The 20,957-nt window shown below is 52.8% G+C and carries 22 protein-coding genes; 1 reads left to right on the top strand and 21 read right to left on the bottom strand.

The features are described 5' to 3' along the window. Positions 1-12: 12 nt before the first annotated feature. The 21 genes from NST69_RS00295 to NST69_RS00195 all read right to left on the bottom strand — a co-directional run bounded on the left by NST69_RS00295 (position 13) and on the right by NST69_RS00195 (position 20,144). The gene (locus NST69_RS00295; protein WP_342548195.1) at positions 13-729 is read right to left on the bottom strand and encodes a hypothetical protein; all 717 of its coding nucleotides are present in this window, start codon (positions 727-729) and stop codon (positions 13-15) included. Positions 730-765: 36 nt separating this feature from the next. Beyond that, positions 766-1,821 (bottom strand): ATP-grasp domain-containing protein, encoded by a 1,056-nt coding sequence (locus NST69_RS00290; protein ID WP_342548194.1) that lies wholly within the window; start codon positions 1,819-1,821, stop codon positions 766-768. Further along, the gene (locus tag NST69_RS00285) at positions 1,818-2,654 is read right to left on the bottom strand and encodes an HAD family hydrolase (RefSeq protein ID WP_342548193.1); all 837 of its coding nucleotides are present in this window, start codon (positions 2,652-2,654) and stop codon (positions 1,818-1,820) included. Before NST69_RS00285 ends, NST69_RS00290 begins: the two co-directional genes overlap by 4 nt. Further along, on the bottom strand, positions 2,651-3,805 hold the full coding sequence (locus NST69_RS00280) for a cysteine protease StiP family protein (RefSeq protein ID WP_036723545.1): 1,155 nt from the start codon (positions 3,803-3,805) through the stop codon (positions 2,651-2,653). Before NST69_RS00280 ends, NST69_RS00285 begins: the two co-directional genes overlap by 4 nt. Beyond that, entirely contained in the window at positions 3,802-5,094 is a 1,293-nt protein-coding gene (locus tag NST69_RS00275) for a phosphoribosyltransferase family protein (RefSeq protein WP_036723547.1), read from the bottom strand. The genes NST69_RS00280 and NST69_RS00275 overlap by 4 nt, the downstream gene beginning before the upstream one ends. Positions 5,095-5,170: 76 nt before the next feature. Continuing rightward, positions 5,171-6,379, bottom strand: coding sequence for an HpcH/HpaI aldolase/citrate lyase family protein (locus NST69_RS00270; RefSeq protein WP_340945215.1), 1,209 nt, complete (start codon positions 6,377-6,379; stop codon positions 5,171-5,173). Between the two features lie 233 nt (positions 6,380-6,612). Then, a complete protein-coding gene (locus tag NST69_RS00265; protein ID WP_036723548.1) occupies positions 6,613-7,356 on the bottom strand; it encodes a TerC family protein in 744 nt (247 codons plus the stop codon). 27 nt (positions 7,357-7,383) lie between these two features. After that, positions 7,384-8,709, bottom strand: a complete 1,326-nt coding sequence (locus tag NST69_RS00260) for a TerD family protein (RefSeq protein ID WP_342548192.1) — start codon at positions 8,707-8,709, stop codon at positions 7,384-7,386. A 94-nt stretch (positions 8,710-8,803) separates the two neighbouring features. After that, positions 8,804-9,385, bottom strand: a complete 582-nt coding sequence (locus tag NST69_RS00255; RefSeq protein ID WP_036723550.1) for a TerD family protein — start codon at positions 9,383-9,385, stop codon at positions 8,804-8,806. 50 nt (positions 9,386-9,435) lie between these two features. Then, entirely contained in the window at positions 9,436-10,011 is a 576-nt protein-coding gene (locus tag NST69_RS00250; RefSeq protein ID WP_209876311.1) for a TerD family protein, read from the bottom strand. 29 nt (positions 10,012-10,040) lie between these two features. Next, entirely contained in the window at positions 10,041-10,637 is a 597-nt protein-coding gene (locus NST69_RS00245) for a TerD family protein (RefSeq protein WP_036723553.1), read from the bottom strand. Positions 10,638-10,748: 111 nt separating this feature from the next. After that, positions 10,749-11,195, bottom strand: a complete 447-nt coding sequence (locus NST69_RS00240; protein WP_036723555.1) for a tellurite resistance TerB family protein — start codon at positions 11,193-11,195, stop codon at positions 10,749-10,751. Between the two features lie 257 nt (positions 11,196-11,452). Beyond that, complete coding sequence (locus NST69_RS00235) at positions 11,453-12,184, bottom strand: amino acid ABC transporter ATP-binding protein (RefSeq protein WP_342548191.1); 732 nt, start codon at positions 12,182-12,184, stop codon at positions 11,453-11,455. 5 nt (positions 12,185-12,189) lie between these two features. After that, positions 12,190-12,837, bottom strand: coding sequence for an amino acid ABC transporter permease (locus NST69_RS00230; RefSeq protein WP_342548190.1), 648 nt, complete (start codon positions 12,835-12,837; stop codon positions 12,190-12,192). A gap of 97 nt (positions 12,838-12,934) precedes the next feature. After that, a complete protein-coding gene (locus tag NST69_RS00225; RefSeq protein WP_235191809.1) occupies positions 12,935-13,693 on the bottom strand; it encodes a transporter substrate-binding domain-containing protein in 759 nt (252 codons plus the stop codon). 270 nt (positions 13,694-13,963) lie between these two features. Continuing rightward, on the bottom strand, positions 13,964-14,839 hold the full coding sequence (aguB, locus tag NST69_RS00220; RefSeq protein WP_342548189.1) for an N-carbamoylputrescine amidase: 876 nt from the start codon (positions 14,837-14,839) through the stop codon (positions 13,964-13,966). Positions 14,840-15,039: 200 nt separating this feature from the next. Beyond that, entirely contained in the window at positions 15,040-16,074 is a 1,035-nt protein-coding gene (locus NST69_RS00215) for an agmatine deiminase family protein (protein ID WP_342550248.1), read from the bottom strand. 153 nt (positions 16,075-16,227) lie between these two features. Continuing rightward, positions 16,228-16,779 carry a phosphodiesterase gene (yfcE, locus tag NST69_RS00210; RefSeq protein WP_342548188.1) on the bottom strand — a complete coding sequence of 184 codons (552 nt, stop codon included), beginning with the start codon at positions 16,777-16,779 and terminating at the stop codon, positions 16,228-16,230. 262 nt (positions 16,780-17,041) lie between these two features. Next, positions 17,042-18,526, bottom strand: coding sequence for a glutamate synthase subunit beta (locus tag NST69_RS00205; RefSeq protein WP_342548187.1), 1,485 nt, complete (start codon positions 18,524-18,526; stop codon positions 17,042-17,044). Between the two features lie 293 nt (positions 18,527-18,819). Beyond that, positions 18,820-19,812 carry a permease prefix domain 1-containing protein gene (locus tag NST69_RS00200; protein WP_342548186.1) on the bottom strand — a complete coding sequence of 331 codons (993 nt, stop codon included), beginning with the start codon at positions 19,810-19,812 and terminating at the stop codon, positions 18,820-18,822. Positions 19,813-19,817: 5 nt separating this feature from the next. Next, positions 19,818-20,144, bottom strand: a complete 327-nt coding sequence (locus NST69_RS00195; protein ID WP_036723569.1) for a PadR family transcriptional regulator — start codon at positions 20,142-20,144, stop codon at positions 19,818-19,820. Between the two features lie 229 nt (positions 20,145-20,373). Between NST69_RS00195 and NST69_RS00190 the strand changes: the two genes are divergently transcribed. Further along, positions 20,374-20,895: a TetR/AcrR family transcriptional regulator gene (locus NST69_RS00190; protein ID WP_209876284.1), complete on the top strand. Its 522-nt coding sequence runs from the start codon at positions 20,374-20,376 to the stop codon at positions 20,893-20,895. Positions 20,896-20,957: the final 62 nt, after the last annotated feature.

The following is a 20,957-nucleotide window of genomic DNA, read 5'->3' as shown; positions in this document are numbered from 1 at the left end:
GCTATCCTCCTCCTATAATTCGGAACTGCTGTAGCGCTGATGAATCAGTTCCGCCTTGGTCTGAAGTTCCATCAGGTCTTTGTGCTCGATCGTCGACGCAATATCGGAAATTTTGGCATCGACATCACGCAGACCGTTCAGCAGCATTCTCCGGTTTCTTGTCTTGGCTTCGCCGCCCAGGCGCAGGAACGGGTTGATTACTCCATTAAGGTCCTTCAGCACCAGCCTGCGGACGGTATGGTTAATCTCACCGTTACCCAGCTCCTGCAGCAGCGGAATGACGCGCTGCAGTCTGGCAAACAGCGCCAGCGACTTCTCGACAATTTCATTGTCCAGCGTATCCTTCTGCCCTTCGGAGATGATCATATCCTCCAGGATGCCCAGATACTCCACCACCGGAGCGAACTCCGCTCCGATCTGTATGTCCTCCCTGTGTCCGGCACCCGAATGGGCCGGGGAGGCCTGTCCCGCAGCAGCAAGAGAGGCAGTGGCAGCAGACGAAGCCTGCGGCGCGGCGGAGGATGCCGCCGGAATGGCCTGCGGCTCCTGTCCGGCAGGAATTACCTCCACCGGGAGATTCACTTTGGTGCGCCTGAGCTCCGGCACTGCAAGTGCTGCCCCGATTACCGGGAGCAGCAGCGAGACCAGCTCAGGCAGGAAGCCGCTGGTCAGTACGGCTACAACATAACCGGCACCGGCATACGCCAGTACTTTGAATTTAGCTTGCATTCCTTCTCACCTCTTATGAGCGTGAATGCTACACGCTCAATTCACGGAATCCGTAATGACGGATTCTCCGTTTATTCTCATGATCAGCGGCTGCTCGACATGGCTGGCCAGGACGTTATGCTCGAACGATGCAGGGAGAACCTCGCCGCCGAGCGCGCTTTTGACAGCCAGATATGGGAAATTGATTCCGGACAGACAGGAGATATGCAGGCCGCCGGACATCCGCGGGTTAATCTCCAGCAGCTTAGGGACGCCACCGCTGTATTTCATCTGGATATTGAAATTGAACGGAATCCGGTATGTCTCAGCCACCCTGCGGGCCACCTCCGCAAGCTCCGGGATATACTCCATCAACCGCAGGCGTCCGCCTGCCTTACGGCGGGGAACTGCGGCAAGCAGCCTGCCCTTCTCATCCGACAAGCAATCAATACTATATTCATATCCCTCCAGCAGCTCCATCACCATCAGGTTAGGGAAGCTCCCGGCTTCATCAAGGATACGGTAAGCTTCCTCGAAGGAGATCAGCGGAGTCACATGGCCGAACAGCTCCTCCACGGGACTGCGGTCATTGTCTATGATCCGGAATCCGAGTCCGCCTTCCGTCTCGGTAGGCTTGAAGCAGACCTTGTGTCCTTTAGCTGAGAGGTCTTCATAAGCTTCCCTGAACTCCTCTGCATTACTAACTACATGATAATCAGGAATCGTCATAATCCCGGTGGTCTTCACGCTCTCATAGAACTTGCCTTTGTCCATGATCATCTCCAGCAGATCCAGATCACGGCAGACCAGCACCTTCGTTCCGATCTCATCGAACAGCGAAGCATGCAGCGCGATATCGAGCATATGCAGCCGGGGGATGAAGATATCTATCTCGTTCCGGCGGCAAAAATCAACACAGAACTGCACATATTCAATGCCTTCGAGCGCCGGTTCGGTTCCGGCCACATCCGCGCCTTGCAGCGACATATGGTGGATATCCGGGTGGGTGGCGAAGATTTGCACCGGAATCCCGTCTTCATTGCTCCGGATGAGATTCATATAGTGATAGGCAACAGAGAACCAGCGGTTGAAATATATATTTACCTTTTTCATGGTGGCGGTCCAACTCCCAATGCTGTCGAATGTGTATAGATCCTGTGAATATACTGCATAATCTCATCCGCGGCAAATACCCCCGGCCGCTTAGTAAACGGATACTCTAAGTGTACTAAACCCGCCTGCTGCTCGGCAAATATTTCTCCGTGGCAGGGGGCTATGGCATAATCGGCGGCAGCGAGCAGGCTCTTGTCCAGAAGAGAGTCACCGGAGGCGACCATCGGCTCTGAATGCACGGAGCGGCGGACATGAAGAATGGCATCGCTTTTGTTCACCGCCTCCGGCACGATATAGAGCTTGCGCCCCTGTAGGGATACTCTCCAGCCAAGCTCACCCAGCCGTTGAGACATCCGGGCAATCTCCTCAAGCGGCAGCGAATCCCGGTGAACCACGAAGGTATAGAACAGCTCATCGCAATACCGCCGGCTAATGATCCATTCTTCCCGGACAACAGCACGCACGATGCTCTCGGCTTCTTCCGCCGCAGCGGAGCCGCGTTCCACCGCTTTGCCGACAGCCGTCCGCCAATCCTGATCCACTACCCCGTTCACCAGAATATTGCCGCCATTGCTGGTGATGGCATAATCCGGAATAACCGTCTCCTGGAACAGGTTAATCCGCCGGTACTGGGCAATGGTACGTGTAGTCACCGGCATGAAGACGATCTTCGCCGCCAGCTCTTTCAGTGTAGCCAGAGCCTGCTGTGAGATATACGATACCACCTTGCCGTCAACAACCTCTGCCGGAACCAGACCGGGGGTATCCTCAGGAACGCCTATCGCGCTAAGAGAGTAGATCAGCGTGCGGTCCAGATCGCTGGCGTAGATCATTCACTCTCCCCTTTCAGCGGCTTGATGATTCCGCAACAGGAGTAGGTCAGCCCGGGATAGACCTCTACCGGCACGCCCCGGTCCTCCGCCAGCAGCAGAATATGCCGCAGGTTGGGATTGTCCAGCCTGTCAACAAGGATTCTCCAGGGCACTCTCCGCAGCAGCACACGTGTCGTCTCCCCCACTCCTGGTTTCACCAGATTGATATTATCGATGCCGAAGGTATCCTGGATACTGCGGATATCGGCCAGCCCCTGCCAGGTAATCTCCGGCGGATGCTCCAGCATCTCCGCAGCCTGCGCAAGTGCCTCTGCTGCTACTTCCGCGAAATACGGGGTAATCGCTTCAACGAATACGTTGGACAGATCACTGTCCAGCCATTCCTTGTAGAATTTGGCCCCGTGGAATTCCTCTGGCCCGATCAGATCATCACGGAGCACTGTTCGGCTCATCAGGCCGGACACCGTGGAGTTCAGGCAGGCGCTTGGAATCAGATAATCCTCCCGGGTGCCGTAGGTTCCCGAGCAGTGCCCGGGATCTGCGAGTACCGCCAGATCATCATTTAGCGTAATGCCATATTTCTTATGCATACTCTCACAGGCCTCTATCAGCACCTGCCGGATGGCCCCCTTACCGGTCCAGCCATCGATGAATTGCAGTTCGGCATCCCTTCCATGCTGCTGCAGCATATAGAGCACCGCATTCTCATCAATCCCCTTGCCGCGGATAATCGAGATGCTGTAATGCGGAAGATCCGCTCTATATTTCTCAAGAATATAACGTTTGATCAGCACCCCGATAGGTGTGCCCGCTCTCGCCAAAGAGACCAGCACCGTATTCGCCGTTCCCCGCCGGGCAACAATCATCTCGGACACCACAGCTACAGCCAGCGCCACCTTCCTCGCAGTCTGCTGCAGCGTCTCATGAAACAATTCGATATACTGCTCTGTCGGCTGGTACTCCACCGGGAGCATCTCCGAATAATGCACGCCGGACTGGATCGCTTCCTCCCGCTCGGCTGTTCCCCGCTCCAGGGATACATTGCTTAGATCCTTGAGCAGGAAGGTAACGTCGGAAGCAGGATAGCTGCCCAGTGCCACCGGAGGGGATATTGTTCTATTGTGAATGGCTTCGATATCTATTCCCTTCATAGCCCTGAGCCTCCCGTATCTGGTTCTGGGCTGAGCACAACAAGATGTACCTTATTGCCCGCCAGCCTCTGTAAAATATCCGTCATCGGTGCAATCCGCTGCCGGGGTACCTCGCGCTCCAGCAGGACGAAGATATCGTCATACTGGCCGGGGTCCACATTATAGATGAAATTCATGATCTCCGTATCGCCTGCGGACGGATAGCCAGCAGCGCTGTGCACGCCGTAATCCGCACGCCGCTCGGGATGGATCGGACTGCGGGTCGAAGACTGGTACAACACGCCTTCTCCCATCTCTGCGGCGATCCGCATCGGCAGATACATGAACTCGCCTACGCCCATCACCAGGGTACGTGCACCTTCCCGAAGCCCCCGGAGCTGCCTGGCCACGCGGCTTACACCTGCATCTATCCGCGCATTATCCGCAGACTCCAGCCCGAAGCGGCCGCTGTGCTTCAGATAAGGAGATGGATTGATAACGCCCTGCCCGTCCGCCGAGGTTACCGGAAGCCGCTCTAAGCCGTCGAATGCATAAGTAGTTACAAGCTCTGCACCTGTGGTAGCAGCGGCTCCGTTATCAGCTGCAGGCTGCAGCAGCGGAACCCCCTCAACCTTAATGCTTCCCTGCAGCAGGGATAGAGCGGTAATCCGTATCCCCAGCTCTTGCTCCAGCTCACGGTACGCCTGAATATTCGCCTCGCTCCGCCAGTCGAGGAGCGAAGCCACTACATATTCGCGGCGCGGGAATTTCGACTGAATGTCCCGGATGATGTTGACCGCCGTATTGCCGGTGGTAATCTCATCATCCACCAGGATGACCGGTTCAGTCCCTGACAGCAGGCTGGCATCCAGCGCGTAACAGAGGTGGTCCATCGCATGGGAATGCTCCTCCACGAAGGTCACCACCGATTCCAGCTCAGGAATCATCTCACGCGTGGTGTGAATATAAGACGCGCCGCCGGCGAATGCATTATACATGCTGTGGCCCAGGGCGGTAGCGGTTTCGGCGAACCCGATAAACAGAACCGGCTCAGGCAGAGCCAGACGTGCAGCAAGCAGCGCATGATAAGCTTCTTCCGCATACTCAGGATGGATCAGGCCATGAACGGCCCGGTTCATCAGCGGGTCCATAACCTCCCGGTCAGCGGTATCCCCACTCATCTCCAGATACAGGAGCAAGGCGAGTGCCGCTCCGCTAAGTAGCGGGGTATAGGGCCCTACGGGAATGTGCTTGCCAAGCACTTTGCTGACGAACAGGAAGGAGCGCTTCTTATTGATTCGTGCAGCCATGGAGAACAAGGACTCCACAGGCATATGAAAAGGATTGGAGGTTTCTGTTACCGTAACCTGCAGATTCTCGACGATATTAAACGTGTGTGTATTCGTTCTCGGGTAGTAATCCGACAAAATGCTGTTGTTCATGTAACACCCCGTATATTTGAGATCGTAATAAAATTCGTCTGGCCCAGTTCAAATGAGGCTTGATTTCATTCATTTTGTTATAGTATTCACTCTTGAACACGCCGCGGCTGCCATCGTTGCTGTCTACAATACTTAAGGCATCCACATACTCTTCATGCATTACGGTATACATCGCCTGCACGGGTCTGAGGTGGGAAGGGTGGATAATGGTTTTGCCCACAATGCCGTTCTCCTTGTCCAGAATTACTTCCCGGATCAGCCCGTCCATCGAGCTTGAAATGAAGCTGTTGCGCATCTCGCGGCCATGCTTGCCATAAGTATCCTCGAAGGGCGTCTCCCGCAGCTGCGGGCGGAGGACCCGGTGTCCTTTGCTGGCAAAATACTCCCACACAGGACCCGAGATCACGTATCCTTCCTCCACACGGCCAAATACGTTAATGATATCCGACATGCAGTCGCGGATCGGCGTCAGGTCATAGATGCTGATATCCGGGCTGCGCCGCAATCCGAACAGACTGGAGAAGTCCGTAGCCCCAATCCGGACATTCAGCACATACTCGCGGTATTGCCCCAGCAGATCCCGGACCCCAAGCAGAGTGTCCATCCGGCTCTCCCGGTAGATGATCGGTGCATTCTCCAGAATCGGCATCCCGTACAGCACCGGGGCTGAATAGCTGCGTGTGTCATTGTAATCGGCAATGGCCTCGAAATAATCCGTACCGTTCTCTACGGAGAACTTGGGGAAGACGAAGCCGGTCAGCATGGTGATTAATGATCCCAGCCGAAAGATCAGATCCCGCAGCTGTGCAGGGTTACGTACGCGGATGAACAGCAGCGGAAGACTGCCGCGCTGCTCCGGCTCATTCTCCGCATAAGCGGACAGAAATGCCAGATGCCTGACGATGGATTCTTCGGCATAATCCACTTCACCGTCCCCGATGGCATCCTCCAAATCTATGATTACCGTGATAAGCCCCGAGGCTCTCAGCTTAATAATATCTTCGGCAACACTGGCACGGGTGGCCGGCATATAAAGGGCTGCTCCGACGGCATAAGCCAGTAAATCCTTGCGGGTAGTATGATCAAATGAAACCGGCGGAACATGGAATAATGAGGCTTCCTGTTCTTGTGTGAGGTAATCGAAATATCTCAAGGCCCTTCCCCCTTAATGTTGTGCCAGCACAATCCAAATGGCCTTTGGCTGCGAGCAGAACCAGCTATGCCGTCCTCTCGGGGACGGTATCCGGCTTGCTTAGAACCCAAGCAAAGGCCATGCTATAAACCTGTTACGATTACCCGAAAGGCGTGCCGGAGTCCACCCTTCCCGTGAACCCCGCGCCTTCCTGCACAGCTATAAAGAATAAAGAGATGAAGCACGCACAACCATCAGGCCTTGTGGTTCTCAGCCTTCTTGCGTTTGCTTGCGCTGTACACGATAGTACCTGCAAACACCGCAATTAGAATACCGAAGAAAATTACATGCGGCAATTCATAGCCGAAAGCTCCGGCAAGCATTTTACCGGCAATCAGTGCAATAAGCAGGAATGCTGTCTGTTCCAATTCAGGATATCTGGCAATCAGCTTGAGGAACACCTGTGCCACTCCGCGCATCATCAGCACGCCGAGAATACCGCCCAGGAAGAGTACCCATACTTCACTGCTAAGACCAAATGCGGCTACCACGCTGTCAATACTGAAGGCAATATCCATTAATTCAACGAGGAGTACCGTCTTCCAGAAGGATGCGCCTTTATTCTTAATCTCTCCCTCTTCTCCGCTGCCCTTGAACAACCCTTTGTAGGCAATGTAGAAGAGATACAAGGCTCCAAGCACCTTCACCAGCGTGAATTTGACGAGATAGGTCCCCAGCCCAATCGCCAGGAATCTGAATACATAAGCACCGATAATACCATAGAACAACGCCTTACGCTGCTGCTCCTTCGGCAGGTGCTTAACCATGACCGCCAGTACAAGCGCGTTATCAGCGGACAACAGACCCTCCAGCAGAATCAGGCTTCCGATTATTCCCCAGCTGACAGGGTCGGAGAGCGTTCCTGCAATATCACTCCATGAGAAGAAATGCCCGTAATTCTCACCGATACTCCTAAAAAAATCACTGAACCAGTCCATTCCACTTGCGCCTCCGGTAATATCAAATTATTTGCTTCCCGCTACCCAGCGAAGCCCCCAGCCATAAGCCTCATCCATCTCCCGGTGACCGCTGAAATATTGCACGAGCCGTTCAATACTGAAGGTCTCGTTATCCACATTCCGGATCAGCGCGATGGCGCACATGCCTTTACGGTTGTTATGCTCGTCCAGATTAACGATAATATCCGGTCCTCCATCCTGCTTCAGGGTAACCACCCCATCCGCCTCAGACCAGTTGGTAACTCCTTTGTAAATAAAGGCAAACACCAGAATCCGTTCGATCTGGGCTACCTTACTTCCGTTTATACGCAGATTCTCGCCGGATGTTACGGAGCCTGTCCGATCATCTCCATCGAGCATCATATAAGGCTGCTGCTGCAGGTTACCGAACGCATTGCCCAGTGCCTGCACCACGCCTTTGCTGCCATTCTTCAGCTCATACAGACAGGCCAAGTCGAGATCCACCCCGCCCTTGTTACGGCTGAACAGCCCTCCGCCCTGCTTCTGGTTCCAGTTCAGGTTAATGAGCAGCTCACCCAGACCGGAAGCGGATTTCTTCAGGTTAATCGAATCGCCCTTCTTCTTCAGCTCAATCTTCTTCAGATTGAGATTCAGCGCCGGTGCGGGAGCAGCCTCCTGCTTAGGCGGTACCGGTGCAGGCGGTGGCGGAATCACAATATTCGGTCTGGATGACTCTGCGCGGGGCGGCGGCACTTGAAGCGGCGGTCGTGCCTGTGTCGGTGTAGGTTCCGGCGGCTTCGGTGCCGGTGCAGGCTCGTCCTCTACTTCTATGCCATAGTTGCCGCAGAGCGCCTTAAGCCCGCCCGAGAAGCCCGCAACAATCGCACTGTATTTCCATTCTTCACCATGTCTATATAATTCTCCAACTACAACAGCCGTTTCCACAGAGAACTGATTTCCAAGGTTACACCGCAGAAGCTGCGCACCTGTCGCCTGATTCACGATCCGGCACTCCGCTTCACTCATTTGTCCGAACATCTGCTTGCGGTTTTCTCCGTCATACAGAGTAAGCGTGAAGGCAATCTTCACTATGTTTGCCGGAATCCGCTCCAGCGAGACCTCGAACTGCTTCAGTCCGCCCGAAGCCGTACCCGGCACATCCTTATAAGTGATATATGGAGTAGACGGGTTATTGTAAAAGATCAGATCGTCATCACTGCTCACTTTACCGCCAGCTCCAAGCAGGAATGCGGAAGCATCAATATCCATGGAAGACGGAGCTTTCCACCCGATCTCAACCGTAATGCTGCGGAGCCCCGGGTTCCCTTTGGTCAGATCTGCTTTCTGTCCTTTGACTACTTCTGTATTCATTCTTACGCCACCTTTATACATGGATAAGAGCGCAACTTATCAGATTTTGTGTATAAAAAGGGCAGGATCGATGATGATCCCGCCTTTGAAGCTCTTATTGCGCGTCCAGCCCGTAGTTCTTGCATAATGCGCTTAGTCCGCCAGCGAAGCCGCTGCCAATCGCCTGGAATTTCCAATCCGCCCCCTGGCGGTAGAATTCACAGAAGACCACAGCCGTCTCGGTGGAGAAATCCTCGCCCAGATCGAACCGCAGAATCTCACGGTCACTGGATGCATCAACTACACGGACGAAAGCGTTGGAGACTTGTCCGAAGTTCTGCGCCCGGGCCTCATAATCATAGATCGTGACCGTGATCCCGATCCGCTGAATATTGGCAGGCACCAGACTGAAGTCTACGACGATCTGCTCATCATCCCCGTCGCCTTCACCTGTGCGATTGTCCCCTGTATGGGTTACAGAGCCTGTACCGCCGCTCGGGTTGTTATAGAATACAAAGTCATTTTCGCTTTTGGCTTTGCCGTCCTCATGCAGCAGGAATGCTGATGCATCGAGGTCGAAATCCTTGCCGCCGCTGTACTTGTTTGTATCCCAGCCCAGTCCTACAACTACTTTGGTCAGACCCGGATTGGTCTTGGTAAGATCAATCCGCTGTCCTTTGGAAAGACTGATCGTCACTGTCAAAAACCCTCTTTCCTTACAGATTTAATTCCCGTAATGTCAGAGCCTTATTGCAGACCGTAATCACGGGTCAAGCCGGAGAGACCGTCCTTGTAGCCGCTGCCAATCGCGTTGAATTTCCATTCTGCGCCGTTACGGTACAATTCGCCTACAACTACGCCTGTTTCAACGGAGAAATCTTCACCCAGGTCAAAGCGGATCAGTTCCTCACTGTTCGCATCGTTGACGATACGTACATAAGAACGGGAGACTTGTCCGAAGTTCTGGCTTCTGGATTCTGCTTCATAGATGGTAATGGTGAAGGCAATCTTGTCCACATCTGCAGGAACATTAAGCAAATCGACTTGAACCTGCTCATCGTCTCCGTCGCCTTCCCCTGTGCGGTTGTCGCCGGTGTGCACAACTGAAGCGTTCTCGTTCTGCTTGTTGTTGAAGAAGATGAAGTTGGTTTCTTTATCGACTTTACCGTTCGCATTCGTCAGGAACACGGAAACGTCAAGGTCAAAGTCCTTACCGCCATCATATTTATTCGTATCCCATCCGAGGCCGACTGTGATTTTGGACAAGCCTGGATTGGTTTTGGTTAAATCAATTTTTTGTCCCTTGGATAAGTTAATAGCCATGAATAGAGCCCTCTTTTCTCAAATTGGATTTAGATATAGCGTTCTGCCAGCTGATTGATATGCGCGGCGTGGGCCGCTTCACCGACGGCTGCGAATTTCCACTCTTCGCCATGACGGTACAGCTCGCCGCAGATCAGTGCCGTGAAGCCTGTATAATTGTCTGTCAGATTAAACTTAACCAATTCTGCATTCCCTGCCGCATTAATAATGCGGATATACGCAGATTTGATCATTCCGAAATCCTGCTTGCGGTTCACCGCATCGTAGATGTTAACTACAACAAGGACCTTATGGACATCGGCAGGAATCTGCTTCAGATTCACCATGATCTGTTCGTCGTCCCCGTCGCCCTCACCCGTCAGATTATCCCCCGAGTGGACTACAGAGTTATTCGCATTCTGTTTGTTGTGAAAGCAGACAAGGTTCAGCTTGTTCGTCAGCTTGCCGTTCTCATTCAGCAGCAGCGCTGAAGCATCGCAGTCAACATTCGCCTGTTTTTTAACCCCAAAGAATCCCCTTGCCGGTTCGGCAGGGTCCCAGCCCAGTCCTACGATTACGTTAGACAGTCCGGCATTGCCTTTGGTTAAATCGATCTTCTGACCTTTTACCAGATTAATTCCAGCCAACTTGAAGTACCTCCGTTTCCAAATAGAAGTGTGCTTGCGGGTGTTACATCAGTGATACGGCGGTCCATCGCCTAAAGTTTCAGTAATTAGCAAATGAAATCCAGCCTGTACTTACAGGCTGAATTCGCTTGGGCTAAGTCCCAGTACGCTGCAGATATTCCGCACAACTGCCTTCTCATGCTCGTCGAAGTCACCGTCGGCTGCACCAATCGCCGAGCATACGCCCACGATTAACCGTCCAACCTCCGGTTTGCCGTTAAACTTACCGATAGCCTTCAGCGCTTCCTGCTTACCGATCTCCGGCGAGAATTCGAAGTTGCTTACATAGTAATTGAACTGGGCAATGACGTCCCTCATGTCAAATACCTTGAGTTCATTGCTGAGATTCATATATCCCGCCATCTTGTTCTTCTCAGCTTCCTCAATCTTGCCGTCAGCAGCAGCGACCAGCGCGCAGCCAGCTACTACCGCATTCATAAAGTCTTTATTTTTAAATTTTTTCACTTGATCCGTCAGTCCGCTCTTGGTGGTATTCAGCCAATTTTTGAATGTGCTCATCGTATTCTCCTTCTATCATTATGGAATTATGACCAGCAGAAAGCCTATGCCGTCTTATTAAGCACCCTATCCTTTTCTGCCGGAAATATAAGGATAAATCATTATGCAGAACCGCTGTCATCCTTATACTTTAAAAAAAGATATCGCCGAGCCTCCTCCCCGCCACCCTGGGCAGCTATTCACGCTTGGACTTATTGCCTATTTCTTACTCTTCTAATATAACCGATTAAATAACAATATTCTACTTTGGGCGATTCTTACAGCACCTTGGACAGAAACTCCCGTGTACGCTCATGCGACGGGCTGCCGAACAGCTGCTCGGGCGCACCCTGTTCCACTATAGCCCCCTGCTCCATAAAAAGCACCCGGTCCCCCACTTCACGGGCGAAGCCCATCTCATGGGTCACCACAACCATGGTCATCCCCTCACTTGCCAGCTCCTTCATAACCGCCAGCACCTCGCCCACCATCTCGGGGTCCAGAGCTGAGGTCGGCTCGTCGAACAGCATGATCTTCGGCTCCATCGCCAGTGCCCGGGCAATCGCCACCCGCTGGGCCTGACCGCCAGAGAGCGAGGAAGGATACATCTCCGCCTTCTCACTGAGACCCACCTTCTGCAGCAGCTCCACAGCCTTCTGCCTCGCTTGATCCTCCGTCCATTTCCGCAACTTCATCGGGGCCAGCATGATGTTCTCGATCACCTTACGGTGCGGAAACAGATTAAACTGCTGAAAGACCATCCCCACCTCGGTACGGATATCGTTAATCCTTGTGCTCTTGGCCATCAAGGAAGTGCCTTCAATCATAATATTGCCCGCTTGCGGCTGCTCCAGCAGATTAAGGCAGCGCAGAAAGGTCGATTTGCCGGAGCCCGAAGGCCCGATGACAACCACAACCTCCCGGCTGTGAATATCGACGCTGATATCCGTCAGTACCTGATGGGCACCGAATGATTTGTACAAATGCTTGACTGAAATAACCGGTTCCATAGGGGCTACACCTTCCGTTCGATGTAATTAAGCAGCTTGCTGAGCGAATAAGTAAGAATGAAGTAGATCAGTGCAGCGGTCAGATACGGCTCCCAGATCCGCAGGTATTGGCCTTTCATGGTATTGCTCCAGTACATAATCTCAGGGGCAGCAATCAGCGCCAGCAGCGAGGAATCCTTAACAAGCACAATGAATTCATTCCCGAAGGCGGGAACCATCCGTTTGATGGCCTGGGGCAGAATAATGAAGCACATTGCCTGCTGCCGGGTCATTCCAAGGGATAGGGCCGCTTCCCGCTGACCGGGGTCGATGGACTGGATACCGGCGCGGAAGATCTCCGCAGAATAGGCAGCGGAATTGAGCGACAGCGCCACGAATGCGCTCATCAGCGCATAGGTTTTGCCGTAGAACAACGGGATCAGCCCGAAGTGGACGATCAGAATCTGCACATAGAGCGGTGTACCGCGGAAGATGTTGATATAGGCATGGAACGGCCAGCGGAAATACCATCTGGGCGCCATTTTACCGAAGCCGATAATCAGCCCCAGCAGGGAGCCGCACAGGATGGAGACCAGCGATACGCCGATGGTGAACAAGGTCCCTTTTAACAGAACCGGTAAATAATGAATGATGATGTCGAATCTGAAATCCATAGAATTCTTCCCTTCTCTTCTGCTTGTGGCTTGCTCAAAAAAAGAAGCACGCGCAATAGCAATCATTACGCATGCTTAATTGTTGCTGGCCCTCATGCTACTTCGCGTTCATAAGCGCCGCCGTGTCCGGCTCTTCGCCGAACCATTCCTTGTAGATCTCCGCATATTTGCCGTTCTCGATGACCTTCTTGATCGCCGGGTCCAGCTTCGCCTTCCATTCACTGCCCTTCGGATACAGGATGCCGTAGTATTCGGAGCCGAAATTCTCCTTGTCGATAATGCCGGTCAGCTTCTCCTTCGGATTGTTCTTGATGTATTCGTTCACGATGGCGATATCCGCGACCACCGCATCCGCCCCGCCGCCGTTCAGCTCCATCAGCGCTACCGCATTGCTGTCGAACCGCTTCAGGTTACCGTTGTCGACGCCCATAATGCCGCTCATCAGCTCATCGGCTGTCGTGGCTGCCTGAACCGCAACCTTCTTCCCCTTCAGGTCCAGGGCGGATTTGATATCGCTGCCTTCCTTCACCATGATCATGTTCGTAGATTCGAAATAAGGGATAGAGTAGTCATAGGTTTCCTTGCGCTCATCTGTAATTGATACCGAGGATACACCCGCCTGATATTCAGTGCCCTGCTTCACACTGGTCAGCATGGTATCCCAGCCTGTGTTGGTGACCGTGTAATCAATGCCGGCCTCCGCCATCACGGCCTTAATGAAATCAATGTCAAAGCCCTTGATCGTATCGGTATCCATATACTCCATTGGTGCATAGCTGGCATCGGTAGCGATTTTGAGGCTTTTCCCGTCCGCACTGCCGCCTTTCGCATCATTACCAGAGCTACAACCCGCCATTGCCAAGACCAGGAGTGCCACCATACCTGACATCGCCCATTTTTTCCGGATTCCCATTCTCCAATCCCCCTACTTATTTGTAAAATAACTTAAGGAGATTTTATCAGATTAAAGTAGTGATGACAATTAACTTTATCCTTTTGTGTAATATAATATGACATTATTATCGATATATTGTAACATCTCATGCAAAAAAGCAGCCAGAATGCCCCGGAGAGAGCTCCGGCAGCATTCTGGCTGCTTAATGGTCTATACATATTAGCGCATAAGTTAGAAGGTCAGATCGCCATCATAGGAAGCAATCATCCGGTACAGCTCCGGACGGCGGTCACGGAAGATCCCCCATTCAATCCGGCCTACCTCAAGCGCATCCAGGTCGAATTCGCTGACCAGCACGGTCTGCTCATCCCGTCCGGCTTCGACAATCTTGTTGCCCTGCGGACCAGCGATGAACGACGAGCCGTAGAAATCAATGCTGGAATCCTCGTCAGTCTCCTTGCCGATCCGGTTGGAGGCCACGACAGGAATCAGGTTAGCGGCAGCATGACCCAGCATGCAGGTCTGCCAGTGATCCTTGGAATCGATTGACCCGTCCTGCGGCTCCGAGCCGATGGCTGTAGGATAGAACAGAATCTCCGCACCCATCAGGCTCATCACCCGGGCAGCTTCCGGGTACCATTGGTCCCAGCATACGCCGACTCCGATTTTGGCATAGCGGGTATTCCACACCTTGAAGCCGGTATCGCCCGGGTTGAAGTAGAACTTCTCTTCATAGCCCGGACCGTCAGGAATATGGCTCTTGCGGTATTTGCCCATCACGGTTCCGTCCGCATCAATGACCGCCAGCGAGTTGTACCGCGCATAATTCTTCTTCTCATAAAAGCTGATCGGCAGCACCACCGCAAGCTCCTTGGCGATAGCCTTGAAGTGGTTCACCGCCTTGTTCTGCTCAAGCTCTGTAGCATAGGCATAGTAATCCGACTTCTCCTTCTGGCAGAAATACGGTGTCTCGAACAGCTCCTGCAGCAGAACAATCTGCGCGCCTTGGGCTGCCGCCTCCCTAACCAGTGTCTCCGCCTTGCGGATATTCTCATCAATGTCGCCGGAACAGCTCATTTGCGTCGCGGCTACTTTTACTTGTCTCATGGTTGTTCCTCCTTGTATGAACTTATAACACTTAGAACTCAAAGCTTGACCGTCGCTGCGGTGAACATTTGGACTTCCGGCCGCTGTTGTCACCAGATTTCTTGATTTAATCCGCTCTTCGCGGTTGAAATCCGGTGACAAAGGCGGACGCTAACGCTCCTACAGTTCCAAATTTCCCCTCCGCTTCTTTTCGCTTTTCGCTAAGCTCCATCCACCGCAGGCATCTGCTGGGTGGTGCAATGCACGTTTCCGCCTTCGCCGATCACGGCCATTCCGTTCACCGTGCGGATTCTGCGGTCCGGGAACAGCCCGGCCAGCGTCTCTTCAGCCAGCTTGTCCGTCTCAGCCGCTGTACCGCCGAAGACTGGCAAGATAATGCCGCCGTTCACAAAATAAAAGTTCAGATAACTCAGCGTCAGGCGGCTGCCCTCGAAGTCCACGCGGGGCGGCTGCTGAATGCGGATAATCTCCAGCTTCCGGCCTTTGGCATCGACGGCCTGCTCCAGGATGCGCAGATTCTCCTGCGTAATCGCATAGTTCTCATCCTGCGGGTCCTCGCAGACCTGAATAATCACCTTGCCCGGTGCCGCGAAGCAGGCGATGTTATCGACATGCCCGTCCGTCTCATCCCCGCTGAGGCCGCGCTTCAGCCAGATGATGGAGTCCGTCCCGGTATATTGCTTGACATAATCAGCAATTTCTTCCCGGTTCAGCTCAGGATTACGGTTCGTATGGAGCAGACATTCCTCCGTGGTCAACAGGGTGCCTTCGCCATCCGTATGAATGGAGCCGCCCTCCATCACCAGCGGAGCATCGAACGCGCTGACCTCCAGGTGCTTCAGAATCTGCGGAGCTACCTCATCATCGAGATCCCAAGGCGAGTATTTGCCGCCCCAGGCATTGAATTTCCAGTTGACCCCGGCCAGCTTCCCGTCAGGACCCGTGAGGAAGGTCGGTCCGTTGTCCCGCAGCCAGGCATCGTTGTGCCGGATGGGGAGCAGCGTTACATTGTCCCCAAGCGCCAGCTTCTCCACCGTATCCAGCTCATCCGGATTGACGATAACCGTCACCGGCTCGAATTCGGCAATCGCCCGGATAATCTCAGCATAGCCCCTACTAACCGCTTCATGATTATCAGGGTGTACCATAGAGTCCTTCACCGGCCAGGAAATAAAGGTCCGTTCATGCTTGGCCCATTCGGCCGGCATTGTATAGTGTAAATCACGTGGATGCATCATTTAGTTACCTCTGCTGTTTAGTTTTTGAAGCCGGGGATCTGCCCGCAAGCTCCTCACCCATCATACATGAATATGCCGGCAGGCTCAATTGCCGCGCAGCAATAATCCCTCTGGAAATATCCAGAGGGATTAGAGTGTGAAGCTGACTTGCTACAACCCGATCTGCTTGATGATATTGCCACTGAAGTCCTTAATGAGAAATTCCCCATTCTCCAGAACGCCGTAGGAGTTCGGGTTGTTCTCCTTCGGCAGCGCAATCGATCCGGGGTTGAGCACAGTAATGCCGTCCTTCACCTCTGCCACCGGCAGATGCGTATGCCCCTGAATGAACACATCCTGCGGGGATAGCGCCGGTAAGTGGTCGATGCTGAATCCGTGCCCGTGCGTCGCATAGATCTTGCGGCCCTCGTGCAGAATTAGCACATAATCGCCCATCATCGGGAACTGCAGCAGCATCTGATCCACCTCGGCGTCACAGTTACCTCTTACCGCCGCCAGCGATTTGCCCGATTGGCTGTAGGCATTCAGCTTATCGGCGACCCCCTGCGGGTTGTACCCCTCCGGCAGTGGATTCCTAGGTCCGTGATACAGGAAATCCCCCAGTATAACCAGCGTGTGCGGCTGCTCCTCCTCCGCCTTCGCCAGCGCCTGCTCCAGCCAGTACAGGGATCCGTGAATATCGGAAATAAACATCAGCTTCATTCGTACGCTTCCTCTCTGTCTATATATCCTGCCCAAAATGCAACATTTCGCTCACCATTCCAGTACGAATCGACTATTGTTGCATAAAAAGCAGGTTTCCTGTTCCTTCAAGCTGAATTACGGGATGATTTCCTGCAATTTGTGCAACCTTTCGCCTAAACTCCCATGTATCCATGCACCAAAACTGCAATATATGCAACAATCGGTCGCATCACAGCCTCCGCAATATAAAATTAGAAAATTAGTTACTTAATCAGTCGCCTCAAGGCAGATTGGACGAGCCCATCAGGAAGCGGTCTACCTCGCGGGCGGCCTGGCGGCCCTCGTTAATCGCCCAGACCACCAGACTCTGGCCGCGCCGCATGTCACCTGCCGTGAAGACTCCCTCCACATTCGTTGACTGCGCGCCGAACTCTGCCTTAACGTTGGAACGCTCATCGCGCTCCACGCCAAGCTCTCCAAGCACTGTCTCCTCCGGTCCAGTGAAGCCCAGAGCCAGCAGCACCAGCTGCGCTCGAATGACCTCCTCGCTGCCCGGCACTTCTACCGGGGCCATCCGTCCGTCCTCCGTGCGCTTCCATTCAATACGCACCGTGTGCAGCTCCTGTACATGTCCGCTTGCATCGCCGATGAAGCGCTTGGTGTTCACCAGATAGCGGCGTGGATCTTCCTCATATAGAGAAGCAGCCTCCTGCTGTCCGTAGTCCACCTTCAGCACCTTCGGCCATTCCGGCCAAGGGTTGCCAGGTTGGCGGGTCAATGGCGACTGCGGCATAATCTCCAGCTGGATCACGCTGCGGCAGCCGTGGCGGATCGAAGTGGCTACACAGTCCGTCCCCGTATCTCCGCCGCCGATAACGACCACATCTTTGCCCGCCGCCGACAGATACTCTCCATCCGCCAGTTCAGAATCCAGCAAGCTCTTCGTGTTCAGCGTCAGGAACTCCATCGCCTGATGGATACCGCGCAGCTCCCGGCCTTCCAGCGGCAGGTCGCGCGCTTTGGTCGATCCGCCGCAGAGAACCACTGCATCGTTCTCCTCCTGGAGCTGCGCAGCAGTAATGTCTCTACCGATCTCAGTCCGGGTGACGAAGGTAACGCCCTCCGCCGCCAGCAGATCCACCCGGCGCTGTACCTTCTTTTTATCCAGCTTCATGTTTGGAATGCCATAGGTCAGCAGACCGCCGATCCGGTCCGCCCGCTCATACACCGTTACACTGTGTCCCGCCTTGTTCAGCTGGGCGGCACAGGCCAGCCCGGCAGGGCCGGAGCCTACGACAGCCACCTTCTTGCCCGTACGGGTAAGCGGCGGCTCAGGAACGATCCAGCCTTCAGCGAACCCTCTATCTACAATCGCTTTTTCGATCGATTTAATCGTTACCGAATCGCCGTTCTTCCCTACTGTGCAGGAACCTTCACAAGGCGCAGGGCAGACGCGTCCCGTAAATTCGGGGAAGTTGTTCGTCTTATGCAGGCGCTTCAGCGCGACCTGCCAGTTCCCGCGGTAGACCATGTCATTCCACTCTGGAATCAGATTATGCAGCGGACAGCCGCTGGCCATCCCTGACAACATACGCCCCACATGACAGAACGGTGTCCCGCAATCCATACAGCGGGCACCCTGCTCACGCAGCTGTTCTTCCTCCATCGGAACCGAGAATTCATTCCAGTTCTTAATCCGCTCCATTGGCTCGCATTCAGCAGGCGTCCGCCGCTGATATTCTATAAATCCGGTTGTTTTACCCATCCCTGTCATCCTCCGAGTCTCTCTGATTGGCCGCCGAAAGGTAATAGACGGCATTCATGCCCACACCCGGCTCCAAAAAGAAACACACTCTTCTGTCACCGTCCGTTATTCTGTCACTGTAAAGCAGCGAAGCAAGAGGCTATAACGGGGCTTCAAATCACCCCGGTACAGGCTCTTGCACGGTTATCATAAGGGGAATAAATGCCTTCATATTACCATCTACCCGCAGGGAGGGAACATGAGCAATGTCACCTTTTTTATTAACGTTGTGTGGCAAATAATGTACAGCAGACTCAGGCAGCATCTTTTTTCTTGAACATATTGTAGACCGAGCTGAACACCCCGAACAGAATGCCCGTTAACGGGAAGACGATCCAGTTGATCTCCCACTGGTCGAACACGAAACCGCTGACCAGAAAAACACAGGTAACCAGCGGCCAGATAATAGCGGCAACCGCACCGACAATCCGGTCCTCCTCCTTCTTCTCCTCCTGCTTCTCCTCACTGAAATCGCCGGTCTTCAGCAGTCTCTGATAAGCCCCCCGGATATTCTCGTAATACACGAAGAGGAAAACGGCTACAGCCACTATAATCAATAGAACAGCTACCCCGTAGGAAATGTATTCATCTCCAAACGCGGAAGATACAAAGATGGCAATCGGCGACAATACGCATAAACAAACACCCATGATAAGCGACAGCGTATAGGTGGCGGCAAAAGCGGACTGTCTCTGCTCAATATACGCCTCCAGCGGATACGGCAGACTGAAACCCGACTCCATGTATTTGTATTTCTCCATCTTCGTACCGCTGTAGATAAATAATGCGATAGCCGGACCGAGCAGCAGTAACAGGGGGATCAGCCCGATCATGCTCATAGCATCTTCAGAGAATACATTTCCCATGAACCCGTTCTCCCCCAGACCTGAGATCAGGATAAGCAGAGCAGCACCCAGCATAATTAGCCCAACGCCCCAACCTACGAGCAAGCCGGATCTTTTTTGGGCAGCGATAAATCCCTCTACAGCAAGCTCATCCAGCATGGGCAGCCCTAGTCTTTCCTCCTTACGAACCTCTCCAAGCTCCAGCTCACTGACCAGTTCATCAATGTTGCCGAATTCGGAAATGACGATGCCCACCGCCTCGTTCTCCGACTTCCCTTCATGCTTCAGTTCATAGTATTTCTCCTCCATGTTGCCAAGCAGCTCCTGCTTCAGCATCGCCATCTGTTCCGTTCTGGGCAGAGATGCGAACATATTGTTCAAGTATCCAATGATGGTATCCAAGTTCCTCACAGCTCCTTTATGAATTTGTTGATAACTTCCTGCGTGATCTGCCATTCCTCGCATTTGGCCCGGTAGTAGGCAAGACCCTGCGGAGTGATGCGGTAGTAGGTGCGTCTTTTGCCAAACGTCTCATCCAGATAAAAGGAATCAATATAACCGTTCTTCTCCAGCCGGGTGAATGCCGAATAGAGAGTGGTTTCCTTCATAATGTATTTCTCTTCCGATAGCTTCCGTATGTTCTTGGAAATCTCATAGCCGTAAGACTCCCCGTCCAGAAGCATGTAGAGGATCATCGTGTCGTTGTATCCCCTAATCACATCACTGCTGATCAATTGCCTGCCTCCTATACTTCATCTGTCGTAGTAATTAAATTCAGTGTAGCACAATTACTACGACAGATGAAGTAGTGTTTATGATGAATGGAGAATTATTTTTAAAAGCGGGTTTATGGGCGTTATCCGTGCATCGAGCTGTTAGCAAGAACAGCAGGATTGACAGACAAATGTTTCTTTTATATGATTTATTTATCGCTCGATAAATAAACGATTGGAAATGATCACAATGGCAGCAAAGGAAGATAAGAAGCAAAAAATTATGGAAAGTGCCTTGACCTTATTTGCAGAATATGACTACTACAGGACAACAACTGCTATGGTAGCTAAAGCCGCGGGAGTTACGCAGCCCTACATCTTTCATTTTTTTGACAACAAAGAAGACTTATATATAGCTGTGCTAAAACGTGCCTACGATCGGATTCATAACACTTTCATGGAAGTCGAGGCACCTGCTGATCAGCTGGTTGGCGCGATGGGCGCCAGTTTTTTCAACTTAATGGAGACACATCGTTCCGAAGTACTCATGGTCATGCAGGCTTACACCATATCGGAAGCTGGGATCAAACAACATTCTGCTAAGCTCTATACGACTATTTTTGACGAAGTGACTGCCAAATTTCAGAAAGCCGGGGTACCTGATGCGGAAGGAAATGCAATCCGCTTTATGAGCATAGGGCTGCTAGTCACGTTATCCGAGGTGCTTGATCTGTCAGAAATAAAACAATCCATACTGATGACTAAAGAATGAAGTAAATGCAAGCAGCAAACGGATAAATCTTATCTGTTACTGCTTGCAATTATTTTGATAAT

It is taken from the genome of Paenibacillus sp. FSL P2-0089 (assembly GCF_038595095.1).
Classification (GTDB): Bacteria; Bacillota; Bacilli; order Paenibacillales; family Paenibacillaceae; genus Paenibacillus_AQ; species Paenibacillus_AQ silagei.
The sequence above is the reverse complement of the archived record's forward strand: the minus strand, read 5'-3'. Positions and strand labels throughout refer to the sequence as shown.